Annotated in this window: 22 protein-coding genes; 15 read left to right on the forward strand and 7 right to left on the reverse strand. The window is 53.9% G+C overall.

Going from position 1 to position 22,114, the window contains the following annotated elements; genetic code table 11:
* The first annotated feature begins 257 nt into the window (after positions 1–257).
* The 7 genes from ACI2J2_RS07130 to ACI2J2_RS07160 all read left to right on the forward strand — a co-directional run bounded on the left by ACI2J2_RS07130 (position 258) and on the right by ACI2J2_RS07160 (position 6,445).
* Entirely contained in the window at positions 258–794 is a 537-nt protein-coding gene (locus tag ACI2J2_RS07130; RefSeq protein WP_209632976.1) for a spore coat U domain-containing protein, read from the forward strand.
* A gap of 2 nt (positions 795–796) precedes the next feature.
* Entirely contained in the window at positions 797–1,300 is a 504-nt protein-coding gene (locus tag ACI2J2_RS07135; RefSeq protein WP_265556175.1) for a spore coat U domain-containing protein, read from the forward strand.
* Positions 1,300–1,836, forward strand: a complete 537-nt coding sequence (locus tag ACI2J2_RS07140; protein ID WP_209632974.1) for a spore coat U domain-containing protein — start codon at positions 1,300–1,302, stop codon at positions 1,834–1,836. The genes ACI2J2_RS07135 and ACI2J2_RS07140 overlap by 1 nt, the downstream gene beginning before the upstream one ends.
* A gap of 20 nt (positions 1,837–1,856) precedes the next feature.
* Positions 1,857–2,621, forward strand: coding sequence for a molecular chaperone (locus ACI2J2_RS07145; protein ID WP_209632973.1), 765 nt, complete (start codon positions 1,857–1,859; stop codon positions 2,619–2,621).
* Positions 2,622–2,703: 82 nt separating this feature from the next.
* Positions 2,704–5,115: a fimbria/pilus outer membrane usher protein gene (locus ACI2J2_RS07150; protein WP_404760279.1), complete on the forward strand. Its 2,412-nt coding sequence runs from the start codon at positions 2,704–2,706 to the stop codon at positions 5,113–5,115.
* 20 nt (positions 5,116–5,135) lie between these two features.
* Positions 5,136–6,068, forward strand: a complete 933-nt coding sequence (locus tag ACI2J2_RS07155) for a spore coat protein U domain-containing protein (RefSeq protein ID WP_404759737.1) — start codon at positions 5,136–5,138, stop codon at positions 6,066–6,068.
* 137 nt (positions 6,069–6,205) lie between these two features.
* Positions 6,206–6,445 carry a YebV family protein gene (locus ACI2J2_RS07160; RefSeq protein ID WP_037422480.1) on the forward strand — a complete coding sequence of 80 codons (240 nt, stop codon included), beginning with the start codon at positions 6,206–6,208 and terminating at the stop codon, positions 6,443–6,445.
* A 53-nt stretch (positions 6,446–6,498) separates the two neighbouring features.
* On the opposite strand, the gene ACI2J2_RS07165 is transcribed toward ACI2J2_RS07160, so the two are convergent.
* Both ACI2J2_RS07165 and ACI2J2_RS07170 read right to left on the reverse strand, forming a co-directional pair.
* Positions 6,499–7,101, reverse strand: coding sequence for a hypothetical protein (locus ACI2J2_RS07165; RefSeq protein WP_404759738.1), 603 nt, complete (start codon positions 7,099–7,101; stop codon positions 6,499–6,501).
* 1 nt (position 7,102) lies between these two features.
* Positions 7,103–7,495 (reverse strand): ASCH domain-containing protein, encoded by a 393-nt coding sequence (locus tag ACI2J2_RS07170; protein WP_037422476.1) that lies wholly within the window; start codon positions 7,493–7,495, stop codon positions 7,103–7,105.
* A 329-nt stretch (positions 7,496–7,824) separates the two neighbouring features.
* On the opposite strand from ACI2J2_RS07170, the gene yniD reads away from it, so the two are divergent.
* A complete protein-coding gene (yniD, locus tag ACI2J2_RS07175; RefSeq protein ID WP_012144841.1) occupies positions 7,825–7,932 on the forward strand; it encodes a small membrane protein YniD in 108 nt (35 codons plus the stop codon).
* Between the two features lie 18 nt (positions 7,933–7,950).
* The gene (locus tag ACI2J2_RS07180; protein WP_209632970.1) at positions 7,951–8,088 is read left to right on the forward strand and encodes a hypothetical protein; all 138 of its coding nucleotides are present in this window, start codon (positions 7,951–7,953) and stop codon (positions 8,086–8,088) included.
* A 33-nt stretch (positions 8,089–8,121) separates the two neighbouring features.
* Here the strand turns inward: ACI2J2_RS07180 and ACI2J2_RS07185 are convergent, their stop codons facing one another.
* Complete coding sequence (locus tag ACI2J2_RS07185; protein ID WP_209634231.1) at positions 8,122–8,292, reverse strand: hypothetical protein; 171 nt, start codon at positions 8,290–8,292, stop codon at positions 8,122–8,124.
* A gap of 165 nt (positions 8,293–8,457) precedes the next feature.
* On the opposite strand from ACI2J2_RS07185, the gene ACI2J2_RS07190 reads away from it, so the two are divergent.
* Positions 8,458–8,667, forward strand: coding sequence for a hypothetical protein (locus tag ACI2J2_RS07190; protein WP_209632969.1), 210 nt, complete (start codon positions 8,458–8,460; stop codon positions 8,665–8,667).
* Positions 8,668–8,817: 150 nt separating this feature from the next.
* On the opposite strand, the gene ACI2J2_RS07195 is transcribed toward ACI2J2_RS07190, so the two are convergent.
* A complete protein-coding gene (locus tag ACI2J2_RS07195) occupies positions 8,818–10,245 on the reverse strand; it encodes a serralysin family metalloprotease (RefSeq protein ID WP_404759739.1) in 1,428 nt (475 codons plus the stop codon).
* A gap of 306 nt (positions 10,246–10,551) precedes the next feature.
* Positions 10,552–11,895: a 2-hydroxycarboxylate transporter family protein gene (locus ACI2J2_RS07200; RefSeq protein WP_209632967.1), complete on the reverse strand. Its 1,344-nt coding sequence runs from the start codon at positions 11,893–11,895 to the stop codon at positions 10,552–10,554.
* A 482-nt stretch (positions 11,896–12,377) separates the two neighbouring features.
* Between ACI2J2_RS07200 and pckA the strand changes: the two genes are divergently transcribed.
* Positions 12,378–13,997: a phosphoenolpyruvate carboxykinase (ATP) gene (pckA, locus tag ACI2J2_RS07205; RefSeq protein WP_209632966.1), complete on the forward strand. Its 1,620-nt coding sequence runs from the start codon at positions 12,378–12,380 to the stop codon at positions 13,995–13,997.
* A gap of 79 nt (positions 13,998–14,076) precedes the next feature.
* Here the strand turns inward: pckA and ACI2J2_RS07210 are convergent, their stop codons facing one another.
* Positions 14,077–15,327, reverse strand: a complete 1,251-nt coding sequence (locus ACI2J2_RS07210; RefSeq protein WP_404759740.1) for a Zn-dependent hydrolase — start codon at positions 15,325–15,327, stop codon at positions 14,077–14,079.
* Entirely contained in the window at positions 15,324–16,706 is a 1,383-nt protein-coding gene (locus tag ACI2J2_RS07215; protein WP_404759741.1) for a dihydroorotase family protein, read from the reverse strand. The genes ACI2J2_RS07210 and ACI2J2_RS07215 overlap by 4 nt, the downstream gene beginning before the upstream one ends.
* A gap of 173 nt (positions 16,707–16,879) precedes the next feature.
* Between ACI2J2_RS07215 and ACI2J2_RS07220 the strand changes: the two genes are divergently transcribed.
* The 4 genes from ACI2J2_RS07220 to ACI2J2_RS07235 all read left to right on the forward strand — a co-directional run bounded on the left by ACI2J2_RS07220 (position 16,880) and on the right by ACI2J2_RS07235 (position 22,076).
* Positions 16,880–17,776, forward strand: coding sequence for a LysR family transcriptional regulator (locus tag ACI2J2_RS07220; protein WP_209632963.1), 897 nt, complete (start codon positions 16,880–16,882; stop codon positions 17,774–17,776).
* A 213-nt stretch (positions 17,777–17,989) separates the two neighbouring features.
* Complete coding sequence (locus ACI2J2_RS07225) at positions 17,990–19,081, forward strand: DUF917 domain-containing protein (RefSeq protein WP_209632962.1); 1,092 nt, start codon at positions 17,990–17,992, stop codon at positions 19,079–19,081.
* A complete protein-coding gene (locus ACI2J2_RS07230; RefSeq protein ID WP_404759742.1) occupies positions 19,078–20,736 on the forward strand; it encodes a urocanate hydratase in 1,659 nt (552 codons plus the stop codon). Before ACI2J2_RS07225 ends, ACI2J2_RS07230 begins: the two co-directional genes overlap by 4 nt.
* On the forward strand, positions 20,733–22,076 hold the full coding sequence (locus tag ACI2J2_RS07235) for an MFS transporter (protein WP_404759743.1): 1,344 nt from the start codon (positions 20,733–20,735) through the stop codon (positions 22,074–22,076). The genes ACI2J2_RS07230 and ACI2J2_RS07235 overlap by 4 nt, the downstream gene beginning before the upstream one ends.
* Positions 22,077–22,114: the final 38 nt, after the last annotated feature.

The raw sequence follows: 22,114 nt of genomic DNA on the forward strand, positions 1-22,114 counted from the left end.
CCCCGGCTGGTTAATCCTCCTAATAATATTCCTATACGTAAGTATTATTATTCTAATCATTTCCATAACTAATCATTATCCCCTTGAGATGCTGGAAGATAGCGACATCTTTCAAAAACAAAGAAAATTTTCGGCCTTTCCCCAAGACAATTTCGAGTTCTTATTCTATTAATTAAGCTGTAAATAAATTAATGCGTTCAACCCGTTTTCGGGTGGCGATTTTGTGGGGTTCTCCCTTACACAGCAAGGAAACTAATATGAAAAAGATTCTGATGGCATTGACCTCGGTAGCCACCCTGCTGTGCGCAAATGGCGCAGCTAACGCAGGCACAATTCAAGGTACGCTCGGCGTATCGTTAACCATAGGTAACGGCTGTGTCGTTACCGGTGGTACCTCAACCGGAACCGTCAACAACTTTGGTTCTATCAGTTTCGGCACCTACTCCTCATTGGCCAACATCATCACCGCCAGCTCAACCGGCACCGCTGGCGCGGGCAGTTCGATCGGGCTGAACTGCACCGACGGTACCGCGTATACCGTTGCGTTGGATAACGGGTTAAACGCCTCCAGTGGTCAACGTCGGATGGCCAGCAGTGTTCCTGCTTACATCAGCTATAACCTTTATCAAGATGCCGCTCATACGCTCACGTGGAACAACACCACTGGCGTTCTTGCCGGTACCGGTACCGGTGCGGTCGTCCCATTAACCGTCTATGGTCTGGTGCCATCTTCAGGTACCACCCCGGCTGCTGGAGCCTATGCCGATACGGTGACCATGACGGTAACCTGGTAAGCATGCTGCGTCTGGCCAGCGCCTGTCTGTTATTGCTGGTGGCTGTAAGCGGCCGTGCTGATGTCAAGACTGCCACTGTCTCGGTCAACGCCACACTGGTTAAATCCTGTGTGGCGGGTACCACCAGCGGCGGCAGCACCACTTTTGGTACGCTTAACTTTGGTACAGTGTATTTTCTCAATACCGCTGTGCCGGTTACCGGACAGCAAAATTCCGGGGCCTTACAGGTAAATTGCAACAATGGAACCAGCTACACCGTGTTGCTGAGCGGCGGGCAGAGTGGGAATACGGCGGCGCGGTATATGCAGAGCACTGCTGGCGCAAAAGTCAGTTATAACCTCTATACCAACGCCGCTCATACCCTGGTCTGGGACAACGTGACCGGCGTGTCGATGACAGCCACCGGACAAACGACCTGGCTACCGGTGTATGGCTTGGTTCCCGCACAAACAACCCCCGCTACCGGTAACTATTCCGATACGGTGCAGGTAACGATAAATTGGTAATGAAAAGCGCGAAGACCTGTTTGCTGTTAGCTGGCCTGATAAGCGCCTGCGGGGCTTCTGCCGATACCGTTAGCCAGGCCTTTACGGTGAATGCTTCCATTATCAAAGGCTGCGTATTGGGGAGCGGTGTCACTGATGTTACGACATTCGGCACCCTCAGCTTCGGACAGGTCTCCTCACTCAGCAGCAATATCAGCATCGTATCCAGCGCTGGCGCTGGCTCGGTACTGATTCGCTGCAATCCAAATGTGAGCGTCACATTGGCGCTTAATGTAGGCAGTAATGTGACCGGATCCATTTCCGGCGGCAGGAAATTACAAAACGCAACCACGTTGGAAACGCTGGTGTACCAACTGTACCAGGACAGTAACTACTCAACCCTTTGGGGAGATGGCACCAACGGTGGCAACGCACAAACCGTGTCCAGCACCGGCAGCACGCAAGAAATCAAAATTTATGCCCGTTTAATGTCGACCAGTATCCTGCCCACCAGTGGCACCTATAGTGATACGGTCTTATTAACAGTGACTTATTAAGCTTTAACAAGGATCACACTATGCGAACCGCCCTCAGACTGTCTTTGATGACAGCCCTCTTGCTCGCAAGCCAGCCACACGCTTTTGCCGCCGCGTCCATCCTTATCTGGCCGATTGATCCAGCCATTGAAGCCAATCAGCCGGCCACCGCACTGTGGTTGGAGAACCGCGACAGCAAAACCGTTTATATGCAAGTTCGCGTTCTCGGGTGGCAACAGGTTAACGGTAAAGATGACTACCACAACCAGAGTAACGTGGTCGCCAGCCCGCCGGTTGCCACTATCGCCCCCGGCAAACGTCAGCTGATCCGTTTAATTAGACAAACGCCGACCCCTGACGGTAAAGAGCAGGCATACCGTATTCTGGTCGATGAAGTGCCGATTAAGGATCAGGACGGTGCTGCCCCAGAAAAAGGGGCGCAAATGGGATTAAAATTCCAAATGCGTTATTCCGTCCCGCTGTTTGTCAGCGGCAAAGGGATCTGGACCAAGCAGGATTACGAGCATCCGCGTGACTACGCAACGGCCAGCCAACCGCAGCTCAGTTACCGGTTATCACAGCAAAACAGCCAACGCTGGCTTGACGTGCGTAATACCGGTGTAGTGCATGCCCGGCTTTCACAAGTCAGCATGCAGGGCAAGCCTCTCGCGGCCGGATTACTGGGCTACGTCCTGCCGGGTTCGCAGGTACGCTTTGCCTTACCGCCGTCAGCCAGTTTTGCCGGCGGTAAGCTACAGGCGACGGTCAACGATAATAAACAGCCAATAACGATTCCGGCTTATTGAGCCTTCGGTGCTGGTGAATCGGATACGCCTCCCTATTGGCAACGGATTGAGACTAAAACCGTTAGCCCTTGCCGTACTCTGTATGGTGGTAGACCTGTGGCTAGCAGACTTGCGGGCGGACGATCTGCCACCGCCGCCCGGTGCGATCACCATGCCCGATACTACCCTCTACCTGGAGCCGGTGGTCAATGGCAGGCCAACCGGCAATGTGGTCCCCATTAGCTACCGCGGCGGTCACTACTACCTCACCCCGCAACAGCTTATCGACGCCGGCCTGCCCGTGGCAGATAAACAGGCGAAAGAAATTGCCGTCGATCAGCTCAATAAAGTGGATGTCACCTACAGTGGCGAAACCCAACAGCTGATGATTAACGTGCCCAATGACTGGCTGCCGAATCAAAACATTAGCGCCACCGATCCGGAACAGCGTCTGAAAGCACAAAGCAGCCTTGGTTTTCTCTTTAATTATGATGCCTATGCCAGCCAGAGCGGCAGTGGTAACCCCGGGTATTTCTCGCTCTGGAGCGAACAGCGCTTATTCGACGGATTTGGTGTGATCGCCAATACCGGTATTTATCGTGGCAGTTTCAACAACGACAGCACAAGCGAACAAAACAGTCGCTACGTCCGTTACGACAGCTCATGGCGCTACAGTGACGAAGACAGCATGCTGAGTTACACCGCAGGCGATGTCACCACCGGCTCGTTACCCTGGACAACAGCAGTCAGAATTGGGGGGCTGCAACTGGCGCGTGACTTCGCCACACGTCCGGACGTAATAACCTACCCATTACCGCAGTTTTCTGGGCAAGCAGCGGTGCCCACCAGCGTCGATCTGTATATCAACAGCTATAAAAATACATCGACGAATGTGAACCCCGGGCCTTTCACGCTCAATACCGTTCCCTACATTAATGGTGCCGGTCAGGCAACGGTAGTGACTACCGATGCACTCGGTCGCCAGGTGAGTACGACTGTGCCCTTTTACGTCGCCAGTAATTTGCTCCAGGCCGGTATGAGTGATTTCAGCCTATCGACCGGTGCCCTGCGGCAAAACTACGGCATCAGCTCGGGTGACTACGGGCAATGGGTTGCCAGCGGCAGTGGACGTTACGGCGTCACCGATTGGTTAACCCTGGAAGGCCGTGCCGAAGGTGCCGCACAACTGGCCGTCGCTGGCACCGGCGCAGACATTCGAATTGGGCAATGGGGGGTAGTAAACGCCTCTTACAGTCATAGCCAGGCGGGCAGTGACGCATTCAACGGCACGCCGCTGCCCGTGCAGATTTACTATGATCCCATCACAGGTCAACCGTTCACACCGGCCGAACCTACCGACGTTTATCAGTACACCAGTACGCGTGGGGATCAAACCAGTCTGGGGTACACCTACAGCAACTCACTGTTCAGCCTTAACGCCCAGCGGGTTCTGCGCAGTGAAGGCTACGGCGATCTTTCTGCTTATAAGAGCAGCTACCGTCTGAGCCGCCGTACCGATCAGCTCACCGGCAGCATTGGGCTCGAACGCTTTGGTAGCATTGGTGTCGGCTATTTTGACGTGCGCGATGCCATCGGCACGCGCACGCGCTTGGTCAACTTATCTTACAGCCTGACTCTGTGGCGTAATATGAGTCTGTATGCCTCGGTAAACCGTGAGATAGGCAGCAGCGGCTACAGCTCGCAACTCCAGCTCAGTATCCCATTCGACAGTTGGGGCACCGCCAGCGTGAGCACCACACGTGACACCAATAATCGCTGGAGTGAACGCGTGGGTTACAGTCGGTCTGCACCTACGGATGGCGGATTGGGATGGAACCTGGCTTATGCCGACAGCCAGGGCAGTGGCAATGATTATCGACAGGCCGACCTCACCTGGCGTACGTCACTGCTTGAAACCCGCGCGGGCCTGTATGGCAACAGCAATAACTACACGCGTTGGGGCGAAGTCAGCGGTTCTCTGGTCGCCATGAACAGCAGTTTCTATGCCACCAATACCATTAATGACGCCTTTGCACTGATTTCAACGGATGGCTACGCCGGTATCCCGGTGAGCTACGAAAACCAACGGATTGGTATAACCAATAACAATGGCTATCTATTAGTGCCTACCGTCACTTCGTATTACCATGCAAAATTCCAAATCGACCCCTTAAATCTGCCTGCGGACGTTACCCTCCCAACGGTAGAGAAAACCGTCGCCGTACGAGACCACAGTGGTTTCCTGGTTAATTTCCCGGTCAAACGTGTTTCAGCTGCCGACGTTGAGCTGGTCGATGCGCAAGGGAAACATCTGGCCAATGGCAGCCAGGTTGCCGTTATCGGCAGCAATCAGCAAAGCTATGTCGGCTGGGACGGCATGAGTTATATCGACCCGGTAGAACAACACAACCGCTTAAGCGTCATTCCGGCTGACGGCGGTGCGCCATGCCAGGCAGAATTCACCCTGGATAAACCGCAAGGTATGCAACGCGTCGGCCCCGTCGTCTGCCGATAACCCATTACGGAGAAAAAGATATGTCTCGGCCACTCATAATAATCCTGGCGGCGTTGTTGCTGATGACCTGTCAAAGAGGGCTGGCAGCCTGTAGCACCACCAGCGGTACGGTAACGCTCCCCACCAGCAGCTCCTTTGCCGTGTACAACGGTCAGATCAATGCTCAGGGTACCGCAGGACTTAACTGCACCGGCCTTGGCCTGTCGCTGTTGTCACAAAATACCGTAACGGTGAAAATCGCCTCAACCACAAACACCATGGCACTACTTAATAACAACGGTTCCGGCGATAAAATTTCCTACCTGATTTACCCCGATGCGAATTACCAATATCCCTACAGCATCGGACAAACCATCGATTACAGTTCACTGAATCTACTGTCGCTGATCCTGATCTCCTCTAACGTTAACTTCCCGGTTTATATCAAGACCACTGCAGGAGCGAACGTCAGTGCCGGCACCTATACCGATACCATTAACCTGATATGGAACTACCATATCTGCGGCCTGGGGGTGCTAGGACTGTGCGTCTGGTGGGATGGTACCGATCAACCCAGTACCGTCACCGTGACGGCAATCATCACCAAGAGTTGCCTGATCAATACCGCCAACAGCGTCAATTTTGGCAGTATGGCCCTGGTGGGCCAATTTAATCCCATTAACCAAAGCATCACCCTTACCTGCACCAAGAGCCAGGGCTACACCACCTACTTCACCAATGGCAACCACCCGGTTACCGGCTGGCGGCAGATGATTAATGGCACCACTAATTTTCTGCAGTACCAAATTTATCTGCCCAATACCTCTACCGTATGGAGCAGCACCAACGCGCAAAGCGGCGCCGGGACCGGCCTGGCGCAGAGCATCCCTTTCAAGGCAGCCATTAACCCGGCACAAACCGAAGCGCCGGTCGGTACCTATCAGGACAACGTCAGTTTTGTGGTGACATATTAACGCCATGCGGTAGCCACCGAACACGAATGTTGCCAGCTTGTATTTTTTATGTGGCATTTTTTGCTCATTTGTCTATGCTGATACTGATGACCCTAACTGGTCACACCTCATACCAGCAGATCAGGCAAGGAGTTCCAATGGGCAAAACCGTGGTGAAAATAGGCAGTTTTGAGGTCGACGATGCACATTTGTCTTCTTCGTCAGAGCAAGCCAGTACGCTGGCAATCCCTTGCAAGTCGGATCCCGACCTGTGTATGCAGCTAGACGGTTGGGATGAACACACCAGCATCCCGGCAATGTTGAATGGCAAGCAATCGCTGCTGTATAAACAACATTACGATCGACAGACCGATGCCTGGGTGATGCGATTAGAATGAACGGCAGTAAACGGAAGAACGCGCAGTGTCCGCTAAGAACACGGCGCGTTTTTTTATGCGATAGCGATACCGCGGCCGGCAAAAAAACGGCCAAAGTGGTTCATCGGTAACCGAACCTGTTTGCGGGTCTCCAGGCTGTCACCGGAAGGATTGTGGAAGGTCACGCAGTCAGCCTCGACCGCCGTCACCAAAACCAGATGCCCCCCTCGTTGAGGAGGTACCTGCTCAGGCTGGCGAATGCCAGGGTGCACCGAGGCCATAAAATAACGGTGTCGCGCTAATAACGGCAGCAACTCCCCAGGTTCAAGCCCAACCCGAACCTCTGCCGCCAGCGCAAACTGCTCACGCACATAGTCGACAAAGGGCGCGTAGATCAGCCCCTTAATACGCTCCCCCTCACGTACGTAAGCGCCATACGGCAAACTGCGGCGTGCCAGCTCCATTAGCGATGGCGCATCACCATCACGGTGGCTCAACACCATTTTCAGACAGGCCATACCGCAGACGTGGTTAGCCCATTCGACGTATTCCGCACGGTCATGCGCACCACTGAGCGCCCAGTTGGTGTCGTCAGCCAACGTCACTCGGCCCGCAATCAAGTCGGCCGCAAGTTCGGGTGTCGCCCACTGGCAGACGTAGGGAACTGGACGTGTCAAATCAGAACGTCTCTGCCACTTTGAAATTCATCAGCACCAGCGTCATATCAGGTGAGAACAGTTCATACTCTTCAAAGAAACTCTGCAGCTCTTTACGCCAGTAGGCCAGTGAACGGTCACCTTCGCCTTCAGCATAAGCATGCGCTTCATCAACCTGATCGTAGGTTTTCATTTCTACTGATGTCAGTTCTACCGCGCAAATCGGGTTACCCTTGCCATCAACCACCACAAACACATCGCCGGCCAGCGGGATACCTTCACCGTCAAGATTGGCGCAGGTTGCCGTCTTGGTCCCGTTGAGGATCAGCTTTACGATGTCATCGGCCTGCTGCTCAGTATTGCCAAACGCCCAACGTTCGGTGTTTTCATATTTTTTCGGAATTTCGCTCGCCATTGCCATACCTTATTGAATGAATCATTGTGCAGACAGAATAGTACAACGTATTCCCCGCTGCCTGCACCTGCCTAATTCACCCCGCTGTCACTCATTCCCACATTTTTTACAAGCCGTTTACGGTAAATGCCTGTGCCTGTGCCAGGACAACAGGCATACTGTGGGCGAGATCCACTCCATGGCGACGGTCAGGCGGTAAAATGAAAGATGCAGATAAAGACTCAGATGACACCTTTAGTGACTTACTCAAAGTCCTGGCGGTGGTGGTGATCGTTATCTTTGTTATCGGCGGCTGGTATTTCAGTTGATTACACCAACAGGAGGTCACATTGGCAACCAAACGCATGCGCACCAAACACTGGAAGATGTTTTTGATTTTGTTGCTGATCTGTCTCGCCCTACTGTTATTGCGCTGGGCGGCAATCGTCTTTGGCTAACGGCAAGGAGCAAGCCCGATGGCAAAAAATAATGGCAAAGGCATCCAAATCGCCTTACTGCTGCTGGCGCTGGTTATTTTGATCTGCGGTGTATTGATGATTACCACCGAATTAGGTCACCAGATGCTCGAAGAGATCGAAGATATTCTCGAATAACGCCAGTCCGGCCGGACACTGGCGAACACTGCACTAGGGGTGATCCCGTTTTGCGGGTTGTTGGGCTTCCGGCTCCAGCAGCTCGCGCAGATAGGCTATTCGAGCCTCCCCTTGGGGTAACCACAGACGACTCAACCAATGCTGCACTTCTGCCCGCTGACTCCGGCGATGGTAGCCAGCCAATTGATCGATCAGTTTCATCATTCATCCTCCAGATATTCAACACTGTCAGTATTGGATAAAAAAACCAGAAGAAATACTGATGGTTTGTTTTTTATACTTCCGGTTTTGGAATTGTGCGATCGGGGTGGTGGCGAACCCCAGGCTCACCTGCTACATTGACCAAAAATCACCCAGCCGAGGTAAACGATGATGTTCTCGGAGCAGGAGATAAAACCCGTGTGGGATGAAGTAGCACGTTTGATCGGCGACAGCGTGATGCAGTTGCGCCATCGCGGTGAGGTTTTAACGGTAGAAACGCTGGCGAAACACCTGACACAACAACTGGACGACTGCAACGATATCGAACGCCGTATCCTGATCGGCGCGGCGATCAACATGCTGAAAGATGGAAAATGAATCGCCAACCGGAATGGTTGGCGATTCGGCAGAAGCCCGAGGTATGCAAGCCCGGCCTTCTGGGCATTACTATGTCAGGCTAACATGACGGATTTAATAGGAATTGTCGGGTTTTTCCTCAAAACACCGAATTATTGTTGCCATCAGGCCTCACGCCAGCACGAAATCACTGATTTCCAAGGGCTGCCCCACCACTTTCACCAGAAAATCACTGCCGTCAAACCCGCCGCCCATATTGATTGCCACATCACTGACATGAGCCTGTTGGTCATAGGTCAACATAGCCTCCCCGGCCTTGCCGCTAAATTGGCTGACAAATTCAAGGCTATTGCTGCCGGTATTAAACAGCGACAGATCAATCTTGTCTTCACCACGAACAAAATCGTGGATCCAGTCCGGTGCAGACGCACGCGATTCCGACGCACCAAAATAAACAAAGGTGTCTTTACCTGCGCCACCGTACAGGTGGTCAGCGCCCTCGCCACCAAACAGTACGTCGTTGCCCGCTCCGCCTTGCAGTAGGTTATTCGCGGCATTACCAATCAAGACGTCATTTCCCGCACCGCCAATCGCATTCTCGATCGTAACACCGGCAGCGATTGAAACGTTCCCCTTCAACCCTCCCACATCGGAGAACGATTTCTCGTTAAGATTAATGCGCTGATTCTGGCTAAAACCGGAGAAATCAAAAGTGTCATTGCCGCCGGCATCCCACGCGGTAAACACGATTTTGTCCTGGGCATGGGTGGCCGTGAGGAAATCACGATCGGTATTGGAATTAAAGCCATAAACCGTATCACCGCTACGGGTCGTCATATTGGCGCCATAAAAATGCTGAATCGCCGTGATGTCATTTAACAATGGAGCAGAGGAGTATGCCCCCTTAAAGTCCTGCCCGGTGCTGCTTTCACTGAAATAACTCATGACGCTGTGGGCGCGGCTGTCTTCAAAGTAGGTGGCATCTTTGCTGTAAGTGATGCTGACGCCAGGCGCAGCGTTGTAATCGCCTGGATGTTGCAGCCCCAGAGCATGACCAATCTCATGGGTAAATGTCTGGCGTCCATATTCATTTTCATGAATCAGATTATTGACGAACACGTTGCTTTTGGCGTTATACCAGGTTTGTCCCGCCACCGATGGAGAAGAGTCCGGGTTATAAGCGAAAGCATATGAACCACGAGAGCTGACATCAAAAAGACCAAATTTGATATTCGCGCTTTGGGTATTGCTGGTTTCTGTAAAGGTGATATTGGCAACGTCTGACCAAGATTGCAGTGAAAGTTTCGCCTGTTCACGCTGCTGTGCATTAAAGCTGCTGAACCCGCTGATCGCCATGCTCGACATATTGCCCGGTGCCTGTTCCCAGAAGCTATAGCTCAGGTTAACCGCCGTTTCTGTTACCCCTTTGTCGTGCCAACTGCGATCGCCACGAATCAATTCCAGCCCGGCATTATCAAAACTTTTTGAGGGATGGATCACATTAAGCTGTGAATCGCTTTCAGGTTTATACGCGCCCTGAAGGGCCAATACCGTTATAGCTTCAGCAGAAGCGCTAGCCTGTTGCTTATTTGATGACATGCCAAAATCTCCATATTCGTCATTTCAGTGAGCTGAGGGCGTCACTGACGGATAGCCTTAATGGCCGGGGTCCGGTGCTGAGTCAATACGGGGATTTCGGTAATGCGGCTGGCACCCTCCATGAGCACTCTTAATGAGAACGATAATCCCTTAACAAAAAGCATAGACACTTTTAATTAAAATACCGCCTCACCTCATTAAAATAATGACGCCCTTTCCCATTACGCTTTGGTGCTTATTATTAGCCCGCGACACAAATAAAAAAACCGGGGCAATCCACCCCGGTATCCATAATGTCATTTGGACTCAGATTAACCAACCCAATAGCAGCGTCGCACCAATGACGGTAGAAGCGCCGCCAATACGCGTGGCAATTTGCGCGAAAGGCATCAATCCCATGCGGTTGGATGCGGAGAGGATCGCTACGTCGCCGGTCCCCCCTAATCCACTGTGGCAACAGGTAACAATCGCCGCCTCAACCGGGTACATTTTTAAATAAGGCGCAATAAGGAAACTCACCAACCCCATAGACAACACCACTGAACCGCAGACCACCACATAACCTACTGAAAAGACGGCTACCACGCTTTCTAACGGCACATACAACATACCCAAGCCAATCATCAGCGGCCACACCAGCGCGGTGGAAACAAATTTATAAAAGCTGTGTGCTCCCGTTTCCATTGAGGTGGGTATCACTCGGCAGTATTTGCACAGTACCGCAAACAAGATCATCAGCACCGGGCCAGGGATATGCACAATGTGTTCGAACAGACCACCGACGATAAAGAAGGCGCAAATCACCAACAGCCCGCCCCCCATCAATTGGAAATCAACGTTACCGCTGGTTTCTTTAATGGCAAACACGGCGTTTTCTTGCGCCGAGCGGATTAGCATGCCATCGCCGCTCAATGCCTTGCGCTTCATACCCAGACGGGCCAACACACCTGCCGCTACGATGGCGAAGATATTGCCCAATACCGCTGCGGGTGCCAGTTGCGCCACATACACGTCTGGTGTTGATCCCAGAATGGCAGAATACGCCAGTGACAGGGGCAAAATGCCTTCACCAATGCCGCCACCGATGATCGGCACAATGATAAAGAAGAAGGTGTGATAGAAAGTGAAGCCAAACAACTTACCCACCAACAGCCCCGTCACCACGGCCGTCACCGTGCCGACGACCAAAGGCACGAACATGCGGATCATGCCCTGAATCAGGATCACCCGGTTCATGCCAAGAATACTGCCGACCACCAAACTGGCGATCACAAAGTACAGCAGATTGGCGTCTTTCATCAGCAGATGAACGGTAGCCATTACGTTCGGCTGGAAGAAATTAAAGTAAACCAATACTGAAGGCACCATCAGGCACAGAATCGCCGGGCCACCAATATCGCGCAGCACGGGAATACTTTTCCCTAACTGTGCCAGCGCAAAACCCAGTGTCATGATCACCGCCAGACCACCGATCATATTCTTTGGCAAGAAGTTGGCGTAGGCCGAAACGGCAACAATGGCACAAATAGTGATAAACAGTGCAACCGGTACTGCACCGATATCCATCTGCCGGATTTGATTAATTAATCTTGACGGATCAGGCTGCGGTGTTTCTTTCTCACACGCAATTTCTGCATTTATCTGTTTCATTATTCACCCTGCTGACAAGTGTTCAGTATGGAGCGGATCGTCTAACGATACGTGGAGTAATTTAAAGCGTTAAAACAAGCCATTATCTGGATAAATTAGATTTCTTATAATAAATAAAATAGTGGACAGCACTGACAATATGATAAAAAATAAAAATACAAAACTAAATTACGCCTTATTAATCCAATATTGTGAACCTTCGCCGATGTTGGTTTTAATTAATTATCGTCAGCGTTTTGTAATTAAAATAATCAGTCGTAAATTCACTGCTATGCTATAGGTGGAAGTAAAAATCCGCGCGTTTATTAATGAGAACCGGAGCGGCAATTAGCTGAATCCGGTCAGCTGTACCCGAGCCTGTCTCTGTACGCGGCACCGTGCAGAAAACAGGCACATAATATATGCCCTGCGGCTTACTGAATGCGGGTAGTTTTGCTGCGGCCCGAAAGTCAGCGGGCATAGAACTAATAAGGAAGTAGGATATGTCTTCAATCGCTATTACCCCACAAACGCTGGCCCGTTACGGCATCCATCAGGCTACCGAAATCGTCCATAACCCAAGCTACGAGCAACTCTTCACTGAGGAAACCCGTGCCGACCTGCCGGCACTGGAGCGCGGAACGCTAACCACATTGGGTGCGGTTAACGTCGATACCGGCGAGTTCACTGGCCGCTCACCGAAAGACAAATACATTGTGCGTGACGACACCACGCGCGATACCGTCTGGTGGTCCGACAACGGCACCGGCAAAAATGACAACCAGCCGCTGTCGCCCGAGGTCTGGCAACATCTGAAAACATTGGTGGGCAACCAACTGTCCGGCAAGCGCCTGTTTGTTGTGGATGCGTTCTGCGGTGCCAATGCCGATACCCGCCTGAAGGTCCGTTTCATCACCGAAGTGGCCTGGCAGGCACACTTCGTCAAAAACATGTTTATCCGCCCGACCGACGAAGAACTGCAACGTTTCGAACCGGACTTCGTGGTGATGAACGGGGCCAAATGCACCAACCCGGACTGGCAACAACAGGGGCTGCATTCAGAGAATTTCGTTGCCTTTAACCTGACTGAACGTATGCAGCTGATCGGCGGAACCTGGTACGGCGGCGAAATGAAAAAAGGGTTGTTCTCGATCATGAACTACCTGCTGCCGCTGCAGGGCATCGCTTCAATGCACTGTTCTGCGAACGTTGGCGAACAAGGTGATGTGGCAGTGTTCTTTGGCCTGTCCGGCACCGGCAAAACCACCCTTTCCACCGATCCCAAACGTCAGTTAATCGGCGATGACGAACACGGCTGGGATGATGACGGCGTGTTTAACTTTGAAGGCGGCTGCTACGCCAAGACCATTAAGCTGTCTCAGCAGGCAGAGCCTGAAATCTACCAGGCGATCCGCCGCAACGCGCTGCTAGAAAACGTGCAGGTATTGGCCGATGGCAGCATTGATTTTGATGACGCCAGCAAAACCGAAAACACCCGTGTTTCTTACCCGATCGACCACATCGAAAACATCGTCAAACCGGTGTCTAAAGCGGGCCATGCGAAGAAAATCATCTTCCTGACTGCGGACGCTTTCGGGGTGCTGCCACCGGTATCACGCCTGACGCCGGAACAAACCCAATATCACTTCCTGTCCGGTTTCACGGCCAAACTGGCGGGGACTGAACGTGGGATCACCACCCCAACCCCAACCTTCTCTGCCTGTTTCGGCGCAGCCTTCCTGACGCTGCACCCGACGCAATATGCCGAAGTGCTGGTTAAACGTATGGAAGCCGCCGGCGCCCAGGCCTATTTGGTTAATACCGGTTGGAACGGCAGCGGCAAGCGTATTTCCATTAAGGACACACGCGGCATCATCGACGCTATCTTGAACGGTGAGATTGAACACGCCGACACCTTTACCCTGCCGATCTTTGGCCTGGCAGTGCCGACAGCGTTGCCGGGCGTTGATCCTTCGATCCTCGATCCGCGCAAAACCTACGCTGACGAATCGCTCTGGCAGGAAAAAGCGCAGGATCTGGCACAGCGTTTTATCGACAACTTCGCTAAATATACCCTGACCCCTGCAGGGGAAAAATTGGTGAATGCGGGACCTAAACTGTAAGGCAACGGGGCGCAGCACGTTGCGCTCAGTCCCATAAGCAAAGAGGTATTCACGATTCAGGGGCCGATTGGCCCCTTTTTTACGCCAGTTGCTTATCCAAATTAATCAATGCCTGTGCCAACACCCTGGCGCCGTCCGCCAACTGTTGCTCGGTAATCGATTCCTCAGGGCAATGACTGCGCCCGTTCAGGCAAGGAATAAACACCATTCCCACCGGCCCGGTCGGTGCCATGTAAACGGCGTCATGTCCAGCGCCGCTAGGCAAACGACGACTGGCCAACCCAAGTGATTGCGCAGCATTATCAATCGCCTGCATCACCGATTCCGCGCAGGCGGTAGGGCGCGCACGGCTAACGTGCTGCAATTCCGCCTGCAAACCCAACGCCTGTAACCGCGAAAGGCACTGCTCCAGCAGGAGCTCAGGAAAGCAGTCCAATACTTGCTGACTGTCGCTTCGGACTTCAAGCATTAACTCCACCCGCCCCGGTACGGCGTTGGGTACATTCGGCGTCATAGCGATACGGCCCACGGTCGCTACCACATAATGCGGGTTGCCGCTTTGTCGTGATGCCGCGGCATGGGCCTGCTCTATCACATGTGCCGCACCGACCAGTGCATCGCGACGAATATCCATAGGCGTGGTGCCCGAGTGATCCGGTTGCCCAACCACAGTCACCAATACACGGCGAATGCCGACAATATGCGTTACAACCCCTATCGGCAGCCGTTGGTGCTCCAACACTGGGCCCTGTTCTATATGCAATTCAAGGTAAGCTGCTGTACCCCCAGGCAGGCGCAGCGGCTGGGCCAGCTTTTCAGGCTGAGCACCGATACGAGCCATTGCCTCCGCCAGTGTTTCACCCTGTGCGTTCTTCGCCGCCAGCATGCCACTGTCCAACTCACCGCTGAGCGCCCGGCTGCCAACGCAAGAAATGCCATAATCACTCGGCTCTTCGGACAGAAAATCGATCACCTCAAACGGATGCTGCAAAGCAATTGTCTGTTGGTGCAGGCTATGGGCTATTTCTATCCCCGCCAATACGCCGATAATGCCGTCATAGCGCCCGCCGCCCACCACGGTATCGCAATGTGACCCCGTGACGAGTGGTGCCAAATCATTGCGTAGCCCTGCACGACGTCCGATCAGATTGCCCGCCTCATCCAACGTCACTGTCAGTCCGGCCAGCTGCATTTGCTCAGCAAGCCAGATACGCGCCTCACTGAACAGCGGTGTAAAGGCACGCCGTGTCCAGGGGACGTCCGGCAGCGTCATCTGTGCCAGATGATTGACCCTTGCCCATAAGCGTCCGCTATCGATTAACGCTGTCATTGGTTTTCTCCTCTGGCAATGTGTGGACGCAGGAACTGGCCTGTCCCCGGAGTGTTAACAATATGCCCATCGACGAAAACCGCCTCACCACGGCAATAGGTTGCTTCTACCCGCACGCTAAACTCCATGCCCTCAAAAGCGCTCCATTTGACGGCTGACAGACTGTTAGCCGGGTCGAATCGATGATGTTCCGGCCGCAGAATGACAAAGTCAGCGTCCATGCCGGGGTTAAACGCCCCTTTGCGATCGTCGAGAAGGAAATGACGCGCAGGGTTGCGGCACAACAGTTGTGCCACGGTCGTCGGTGCGATGCCGTGTTGCTCACATCCCGTCCACAGTGCGGGCAGCAAGGTTTCCAATCCGGGACCACCGGACGCATTTTTGAACACGTTGGCATCCCCTTTCCGCTCCAGCCCCCAACTGACGTGGTCGGACGAAACGAAAGTACAATCGCCCTGTGCAATATGGCTCCACAGTCGTTCCGTTTCCGCTTTTGGGCGGATCGGTGGGTAATGTTTGGTTTTGGCACCAAATTGGCGCGTATGCTGTTCGTGATTGAGCATCAGGTACTGAACGCACGTTTCAATACTGACGGGATACCCGGCCTGTCGATACATCCGGTACAGCTCGAAACCGCGTGAGGTAGAAACATGCACCGCATGGGCGCGAGCACCGCTTTCTGCCCCCATTTCATAAATCAGCGCCGTCGCCAGATTTTCGATCAAGGGCGTATGGGCACGCATAAAAGCATCCCAGCCGGTATCCCCCTTGTCGATCATCCGTTGAATATTCTTACGCGTCAGCTCCTGCATTTGGTTGTGTACCGCACAGGCCAGCCCCGTGGGCGCAATCAGCTCAAAGGCGTGCATCAGGTCATCCTCATCCACTCGAGGGAAGCGTCCCGGTGTGGCCTCAAAGGTAGAGAATTTAAAGGCACACACGCCACCTTCAATCAGACCCGCGGCGGCGTCAAAACCGTAGGTTGCATTAAGGGTACCAAACAAGGCCACGTCAACATGGCAGTCACGCTCGACCTCGGCAATCTTGGCGTCCAGCAGTGCGCGGCAAGCCACAGGTTCGGGGTCGTCATAGGGCATATCAACCATCACCGTGATCCCCCCCGCCGCCGCCGCGCGCGATGCCCACCCCAGCCCTTCCTGATTCGCCTGGCTACCAGAATGCACCTGACCGTCAATCACGCCGGGCAGGATCCACTTGCCGCTGGCCTCAATGACTTTGCATGCCTCGGGGGCTTGTCCACTGCCGCTCCCAATGATTTTACCGCCAGCGATCGCCAGCCAGCCGTCAGGTGTCACCCGTTCGGCATCCACCAGATTGCCCTTTACCACCAGCTCGGGTCGTTGACTCAGATTCATCATGCCTCTCTCCTTATTACCCCCTTCCGATAACTGCATAAAAATGCAGTTATCTCAGGTTATCAATCGACCAGTTGTGCCGATACCAAGGGCAGTGTAGGGTGAGGCTATCTATTCTGTCTTATGCTTGTTTATCACTCATGCATAACAAAATGTTAACTACCCGTGGAGGACGTGTGCGTTTAAACCTCAAACAAATCGAAGTGTTTCGCGCCATTATGCTGACCGGTTCGATCAGCGGTGCCGCAAAACTGCTGCACGTTTCTCAACCGGCAGTTTCACGACTCATCGCCTATACCGAGCAACGGTTAGGCCTGACGTTATTTGAGCGTATCAAGGGGCGGCTGTACCCCACGCCAGAAGCTCGCCACCTGTTTGTCGAAGTCAACTCTGTGTATCAAGGAGTACAGCGGGTCAACGAAGTGGCGGAGGATTTGATCCAAAACCGCATGGGACACCTGCGCATTGCCTGTAGCCCAAGTTTAGGCCAAGGCCTTATCCCCAGTGCTATCGCCAAGTTTCACGCACAACTGCCTGAAGCGCGGGTAATTCTGCACACCATGATCCCGGATGTGCTCTTGCAAGCGGTGCTGACACAACAGGTCGAATTGGGCGTCGCCTTTCTGCATGAGGGCCATCCCAACGTGCATTCGCGTCAATTGTACGAGAACCGATTAGTGGTGGCGCTGCCCGCTTCTCATCCACTGACGGCTAAAAATGTGATTGGCATCGAAGAGTTAATCGACCAACCCTTCATTGGCTACGGTGCCGACATCCCTATCGGCCAGCTGGTACGCAAACTGTTGAACGATGCCGACATTATTCTGAGACCCACCGTTGAGGTGCAGCAGATCCATGTCGCCTGTGCATTGGTGCAAGCCGGGGTAGGTATCGCATTGATCGACGAAATTACCGCCAACGGACCTGTGTGGACCAAGGTGGTTTTCCGGCCGATAGAACCCACTGCAAATACCCCTATCAGTATCGTGCATGGCATGTACGAACCGTTGTCGCGCTTGGCACAAGCGTTTATCCATACCCTGGAGTCAGTACAGATCCACTGGTCGCGCTAGGCCATTTTTTCGCCCTTTCCCTTGCCGCTGTCCCTCATGACGGCGGCGCATTATTTTTTCTAGGCCATGGGTTAACATTTTGTTATACGCAGGTGATAAAAAGTAATGCGACATTTTAGTTAACCGCCCCCTAGTATCGAATTCCGGTAGCGCAACTATTCACAGATTATTCATTCAAGCGCAATCTCACCGATACTTTCAGGAGCACAGACCATGGGGCGTGTTTTAACACTTGATGATGTAGAAGCCGCAGTAAAAGGCGGTTCGGTATTTGCCTGCGGCGGTGGCGGCTGGGTGGCCCACGGCCTTGAACTGGGGCGGTTGGCCGTGACCATTGGGCGGCCAGAGTTAGTGACTCTTGATGAGTTGGCCGATGACGCCTGGATCGCCACCGCTGCGGCAATTGGCGCCCCCGGCGGTCTGACCGATTGGCAGATGCTGGGTGTCGACTACGTCAAGGCGGTCCAACTGGTACAACAGGAACTGGGCGCCCCTATCGCGGGATTGATGGTTGGCCAAAATGGTATGTCCAGTACCCTCAACGGCTGGTTGCCTGCGGCAATCCTCGGCTGCAAGGTCGTTGATGCCGTTGGCGACCTGCGCGCCCATCCCACCGGTGATATGGGTTCTATTGGCCTGGCCTCCAGCCCGCAACCCATGATCCAGGCCGCCGTCGGTGGTAACCGTAACCATAATGCCTATATCGAGTTGGTCGTGAAAGGCGCCACCGCCAAGGTATCGCCAGTGCTGCGCAAAGCGGCCGACATGTCCGGCGGGTTCATCGCCAGTTGCCGCAACCCGATACCGGCCGCCTATGTACGCCAACACGCGGCACTGGGGGGAATCAGTCAGGCGATCTCATTAGGTGAAAGCATTCTGGCGGCACAGGGCCGTGACGTTGTCGACGCGATTTGCCGCCACACCGGCGGTCAAATCATCGGCAGCGGCGTCGTTGCCGACAACAGTTTGCGCTATACCGAAGAGGCGTTTGACGTCGGTATTGTGACGATTGGTCAGGGGAATGGGCTGCGCCGCATCCACGTCATGAATGAGCATATGGCAGTAGAAGATGCCCACGGTGAGCGAATTGCCAGTTATCCGGACGTCATCACCACACTGGATATGGCCGGTAACCCGATCAGCGCAGGGCAACTGAAAGCCGGGATGGACGTCGTGATTTTCCATATGCATCACTCGCAGTTCCCGCTCTCGTCTTCGGTTACCGATCCTGCGGTCTATCCCCCGGTGGAGAAAACGCTGGGTATTGATCTACGCAGTTACCTGCCGACAGGAGATGCCGCATGAAAAGAACCTTTGGGGTCACCTCCGGCACCCAATTACGCTGCCTCGGCTGGCGACAAGAGGCCCTGCTGCGCCTGATGGAGAATGTGTTGGCGGTAGGCGAAAACCCGGATGAACTGGTGGTGTATGCCGCTCTGGGCCGGGCCGCACGTGATTGGCCATCACACGATGCCATTGTTCACGCACTGAAAACCATGCGTGAAGATCAGACCTTGCTGGTGCAGTCCGGCAAACCCATCGGCGTGTTGCAAACCCACGCCAATGCACCGTTAGTGATCATGGCCAATTGCAATATGGTCGGCCAATGGGCGAAAGCGGAAAACTTCTACCGCTGGGAAAAAGAGAATCTGATCTGCTGGGGAGGACTGACCGCCGGTGACTGGCAATATATCGGTTCGCAGGGCGTGATCCAGGGCACCTATGAAATCTTCTCGCGCATTGCCGAACGGCATTTTGACAACGATCTACGCGGGCGTTTTATTCTTACCGCCGGATTGGGTGGCATGGGCGGTGCCCAACCACTGGCAGGCACTCTGGCCAATGCCGCGATTCTGACCATCGAAGTCAATCAAGCCAGCATCGACAAGCGGCTGAAAAATGGTTTTCTTCAGCATCAAGCGGCAGATCTCAACCAGGCACTGGCGATGATCGCTGCCGCCCAACAGCGCAAAGAGGCCCTTTCTGTTGCCCTGCTAGGCAACGCCGCCGAGATCTACCCGGCTATTTTGGCCCGTGGTGTCATCCCTGATATCGTCACCGACCAAACAGCAGCGCATGACCTGGTTTACGGCTATGTCCCTGCGGGCTATAGCCTCGCTCAGGTGGCGACACAGCGCGAAACAGACATCAATGCCCTGATGGATGCCAGCCGCCGTTCAATCGTTCAGCACGTACAGGCCATGATCGGTTTTATGGATCGCGGTGCGGTGGTGTTCGACAACGGCAATCTCATACGCACTCACGCCCATCAGGGCGGCGTTGAGCGTGCATTCGAGATCCCTATTTTCACCGAGGCCTTCCTTCGCCCGCTGTTTTGCCGCGCTATCGGCCCGTTCCGCTGGATAGCCCTGTCCAATAACAGCGACGACATTCGCGTGATTGATGACTATCTGCTGCAGCGTTTTGCCGACAATCGCATCGTCAGTAATTGGATCACCCTGGCACGTAAGCATGTTCCGTTCGAGGGATTACCGGCGCGCATCGCTTGGCTTGGTCACGGTGAACGTACCGAGCTGGCGCTAGAGGTGAACCGTATGGTGGCAGACGGGCGCCTGTCCGGTCCCATCGCCTTCACACGCGATCATCTCGATGCCGGTGCGATGGCACATCCTAATATCATGACTGAAAAGATGAAGGATGGCTCCGATGCGATCGCCGACTGGCCGCTGCTCAATGCCTTGGTCAACTGTGCCTCTATGGCGGATCTGGTGGCCATTCACTCCGGTGGCGGCGGCTACAGCGGTTATATGACCAGCTCTGGCATCACCACCGTTGCTGACGGCAGCATTGCGGCGGCACAGCGCCTGCAACTGTCGATGACTAACGACACCAGCACGGGCGTGATGCGCTACGCCGACGCCGGCTATCAAGAGTCACTGGACGAGATTGCTGAAAAATCCCTGCCGTATATCTCACTGCCTTGTGGAGAACAACGATGAATAAAAGCACGGCTCCCTCAATATCGCCTCTGTTGGCCACTGACGCCAGTGTCACGCCGCGTAAAAAAAACAGTGGGCGCAAAGCGATTGCCGCCGCTTCTGTCGGTAATGCGCTGGAGTGGTATGACTTCTCGGTATACGCTTTTTTTGCGGTGTATATCGCGCAGAACTTCTTTCACCCGAACGATCCCGGCACCCAATTGTTTGAAGCCTTTCTGGCCTTCGGCCTCGGGTTCGTCATTCGCCCCCTCGGTGCATTGGTGATCGGCGCTTACGGCGACCGGGTCGGCCGTAAGGCCGCTCTGACGCTGACGATAATGACCATGGCCGTCGGTACCGCAATCATTGCCTTTGCTCCCCCCTATAGCGCCATTGGTATAGGGGCACCACTGCTGATCCTGTGTGGCCGAGTGCTGCAAGGGTTTTCCGCGGGCGGTGAAGTTGGCGGTGCCGCAGCATTCTTGATCGAACATGCCCCCAAGGATCAAAAAGGCCAGTACGCTTCATGGCTGCAGGCCAGCATGGGGATATCCAATATCCTTGGCGCACTGGTGGCGACAGCCGTCACGCTGATACTTAGCCACGAGCAAGTGGGTGACTGGGGCTGGCGCATTCCCTTCATTATCGGCCTATCAATCGCCCCGATCGGCCTGTGGATGCGTAAAACGCTCGAAGAAACGCCCCTGTTCGCCGAGGAACAGGCGCGACGGCTGCAAGAGAAACGTGCACCAGAGATGCCGTTGCGCTTGTTATTCCGTACCCATCGCCATGCCGTCCTGCTGGGGACCGGGCTGTCAATCCTATGGGCCGTGAGTGTCTATGCGCTGATTATTTATATGCCGATTTACGTCCAGCGCGTACTGCACTTCGAAAGCCACCAGGCGTTTCTGGCAGCGCTGATCGGCAACTGCTTTATGGTGGTGTGTTGTGTCGCTGCCGGTGCCTGGTCAGACCGGATCGGGACACTGAAGATCTTGCAGGCCGGGGCTGCGCTACTGCTGGTCGCCAGCTACCCATTGTTGTTGCTGCTGGATGCCTACCACACCACGGCGATGCTGATACTGGTGCAGACACTGTTTTGCGTGCTGGTGTCATTGTTCGTCGGCGTGGCACCCGCAGCCTTATCAGATCTCTTTCCTACCGAAGTCCGTGCCAGCGGCATGTCCGTCTCTTACAACCTGGCTGTCACCGTGTTCGGTGGTTTTGCCCCGGCAATCCTCACTTGGTTAACCCAAAATACCGGTACCCGTTTTGCCCCGGCCTGGTACGTGATGATCGCCAGTTTATTGGCGTTGATCACCCTGTATTTGATCGCCCGTCGCCCACAGCGGCAGTTCTAAACCAGATCGCGATTACAACATCATAAAAATCAATAATA

Source organism: Serratia sp. NPDC087055 (assembly GCF_044900985.1).
In the GTDB taxonomy this organism is placed as follows: Bacteria; Pseudomonadota; Gammaproteobacteria; order Enterobacterales; family Enterobacteriaceae; genus Serratia.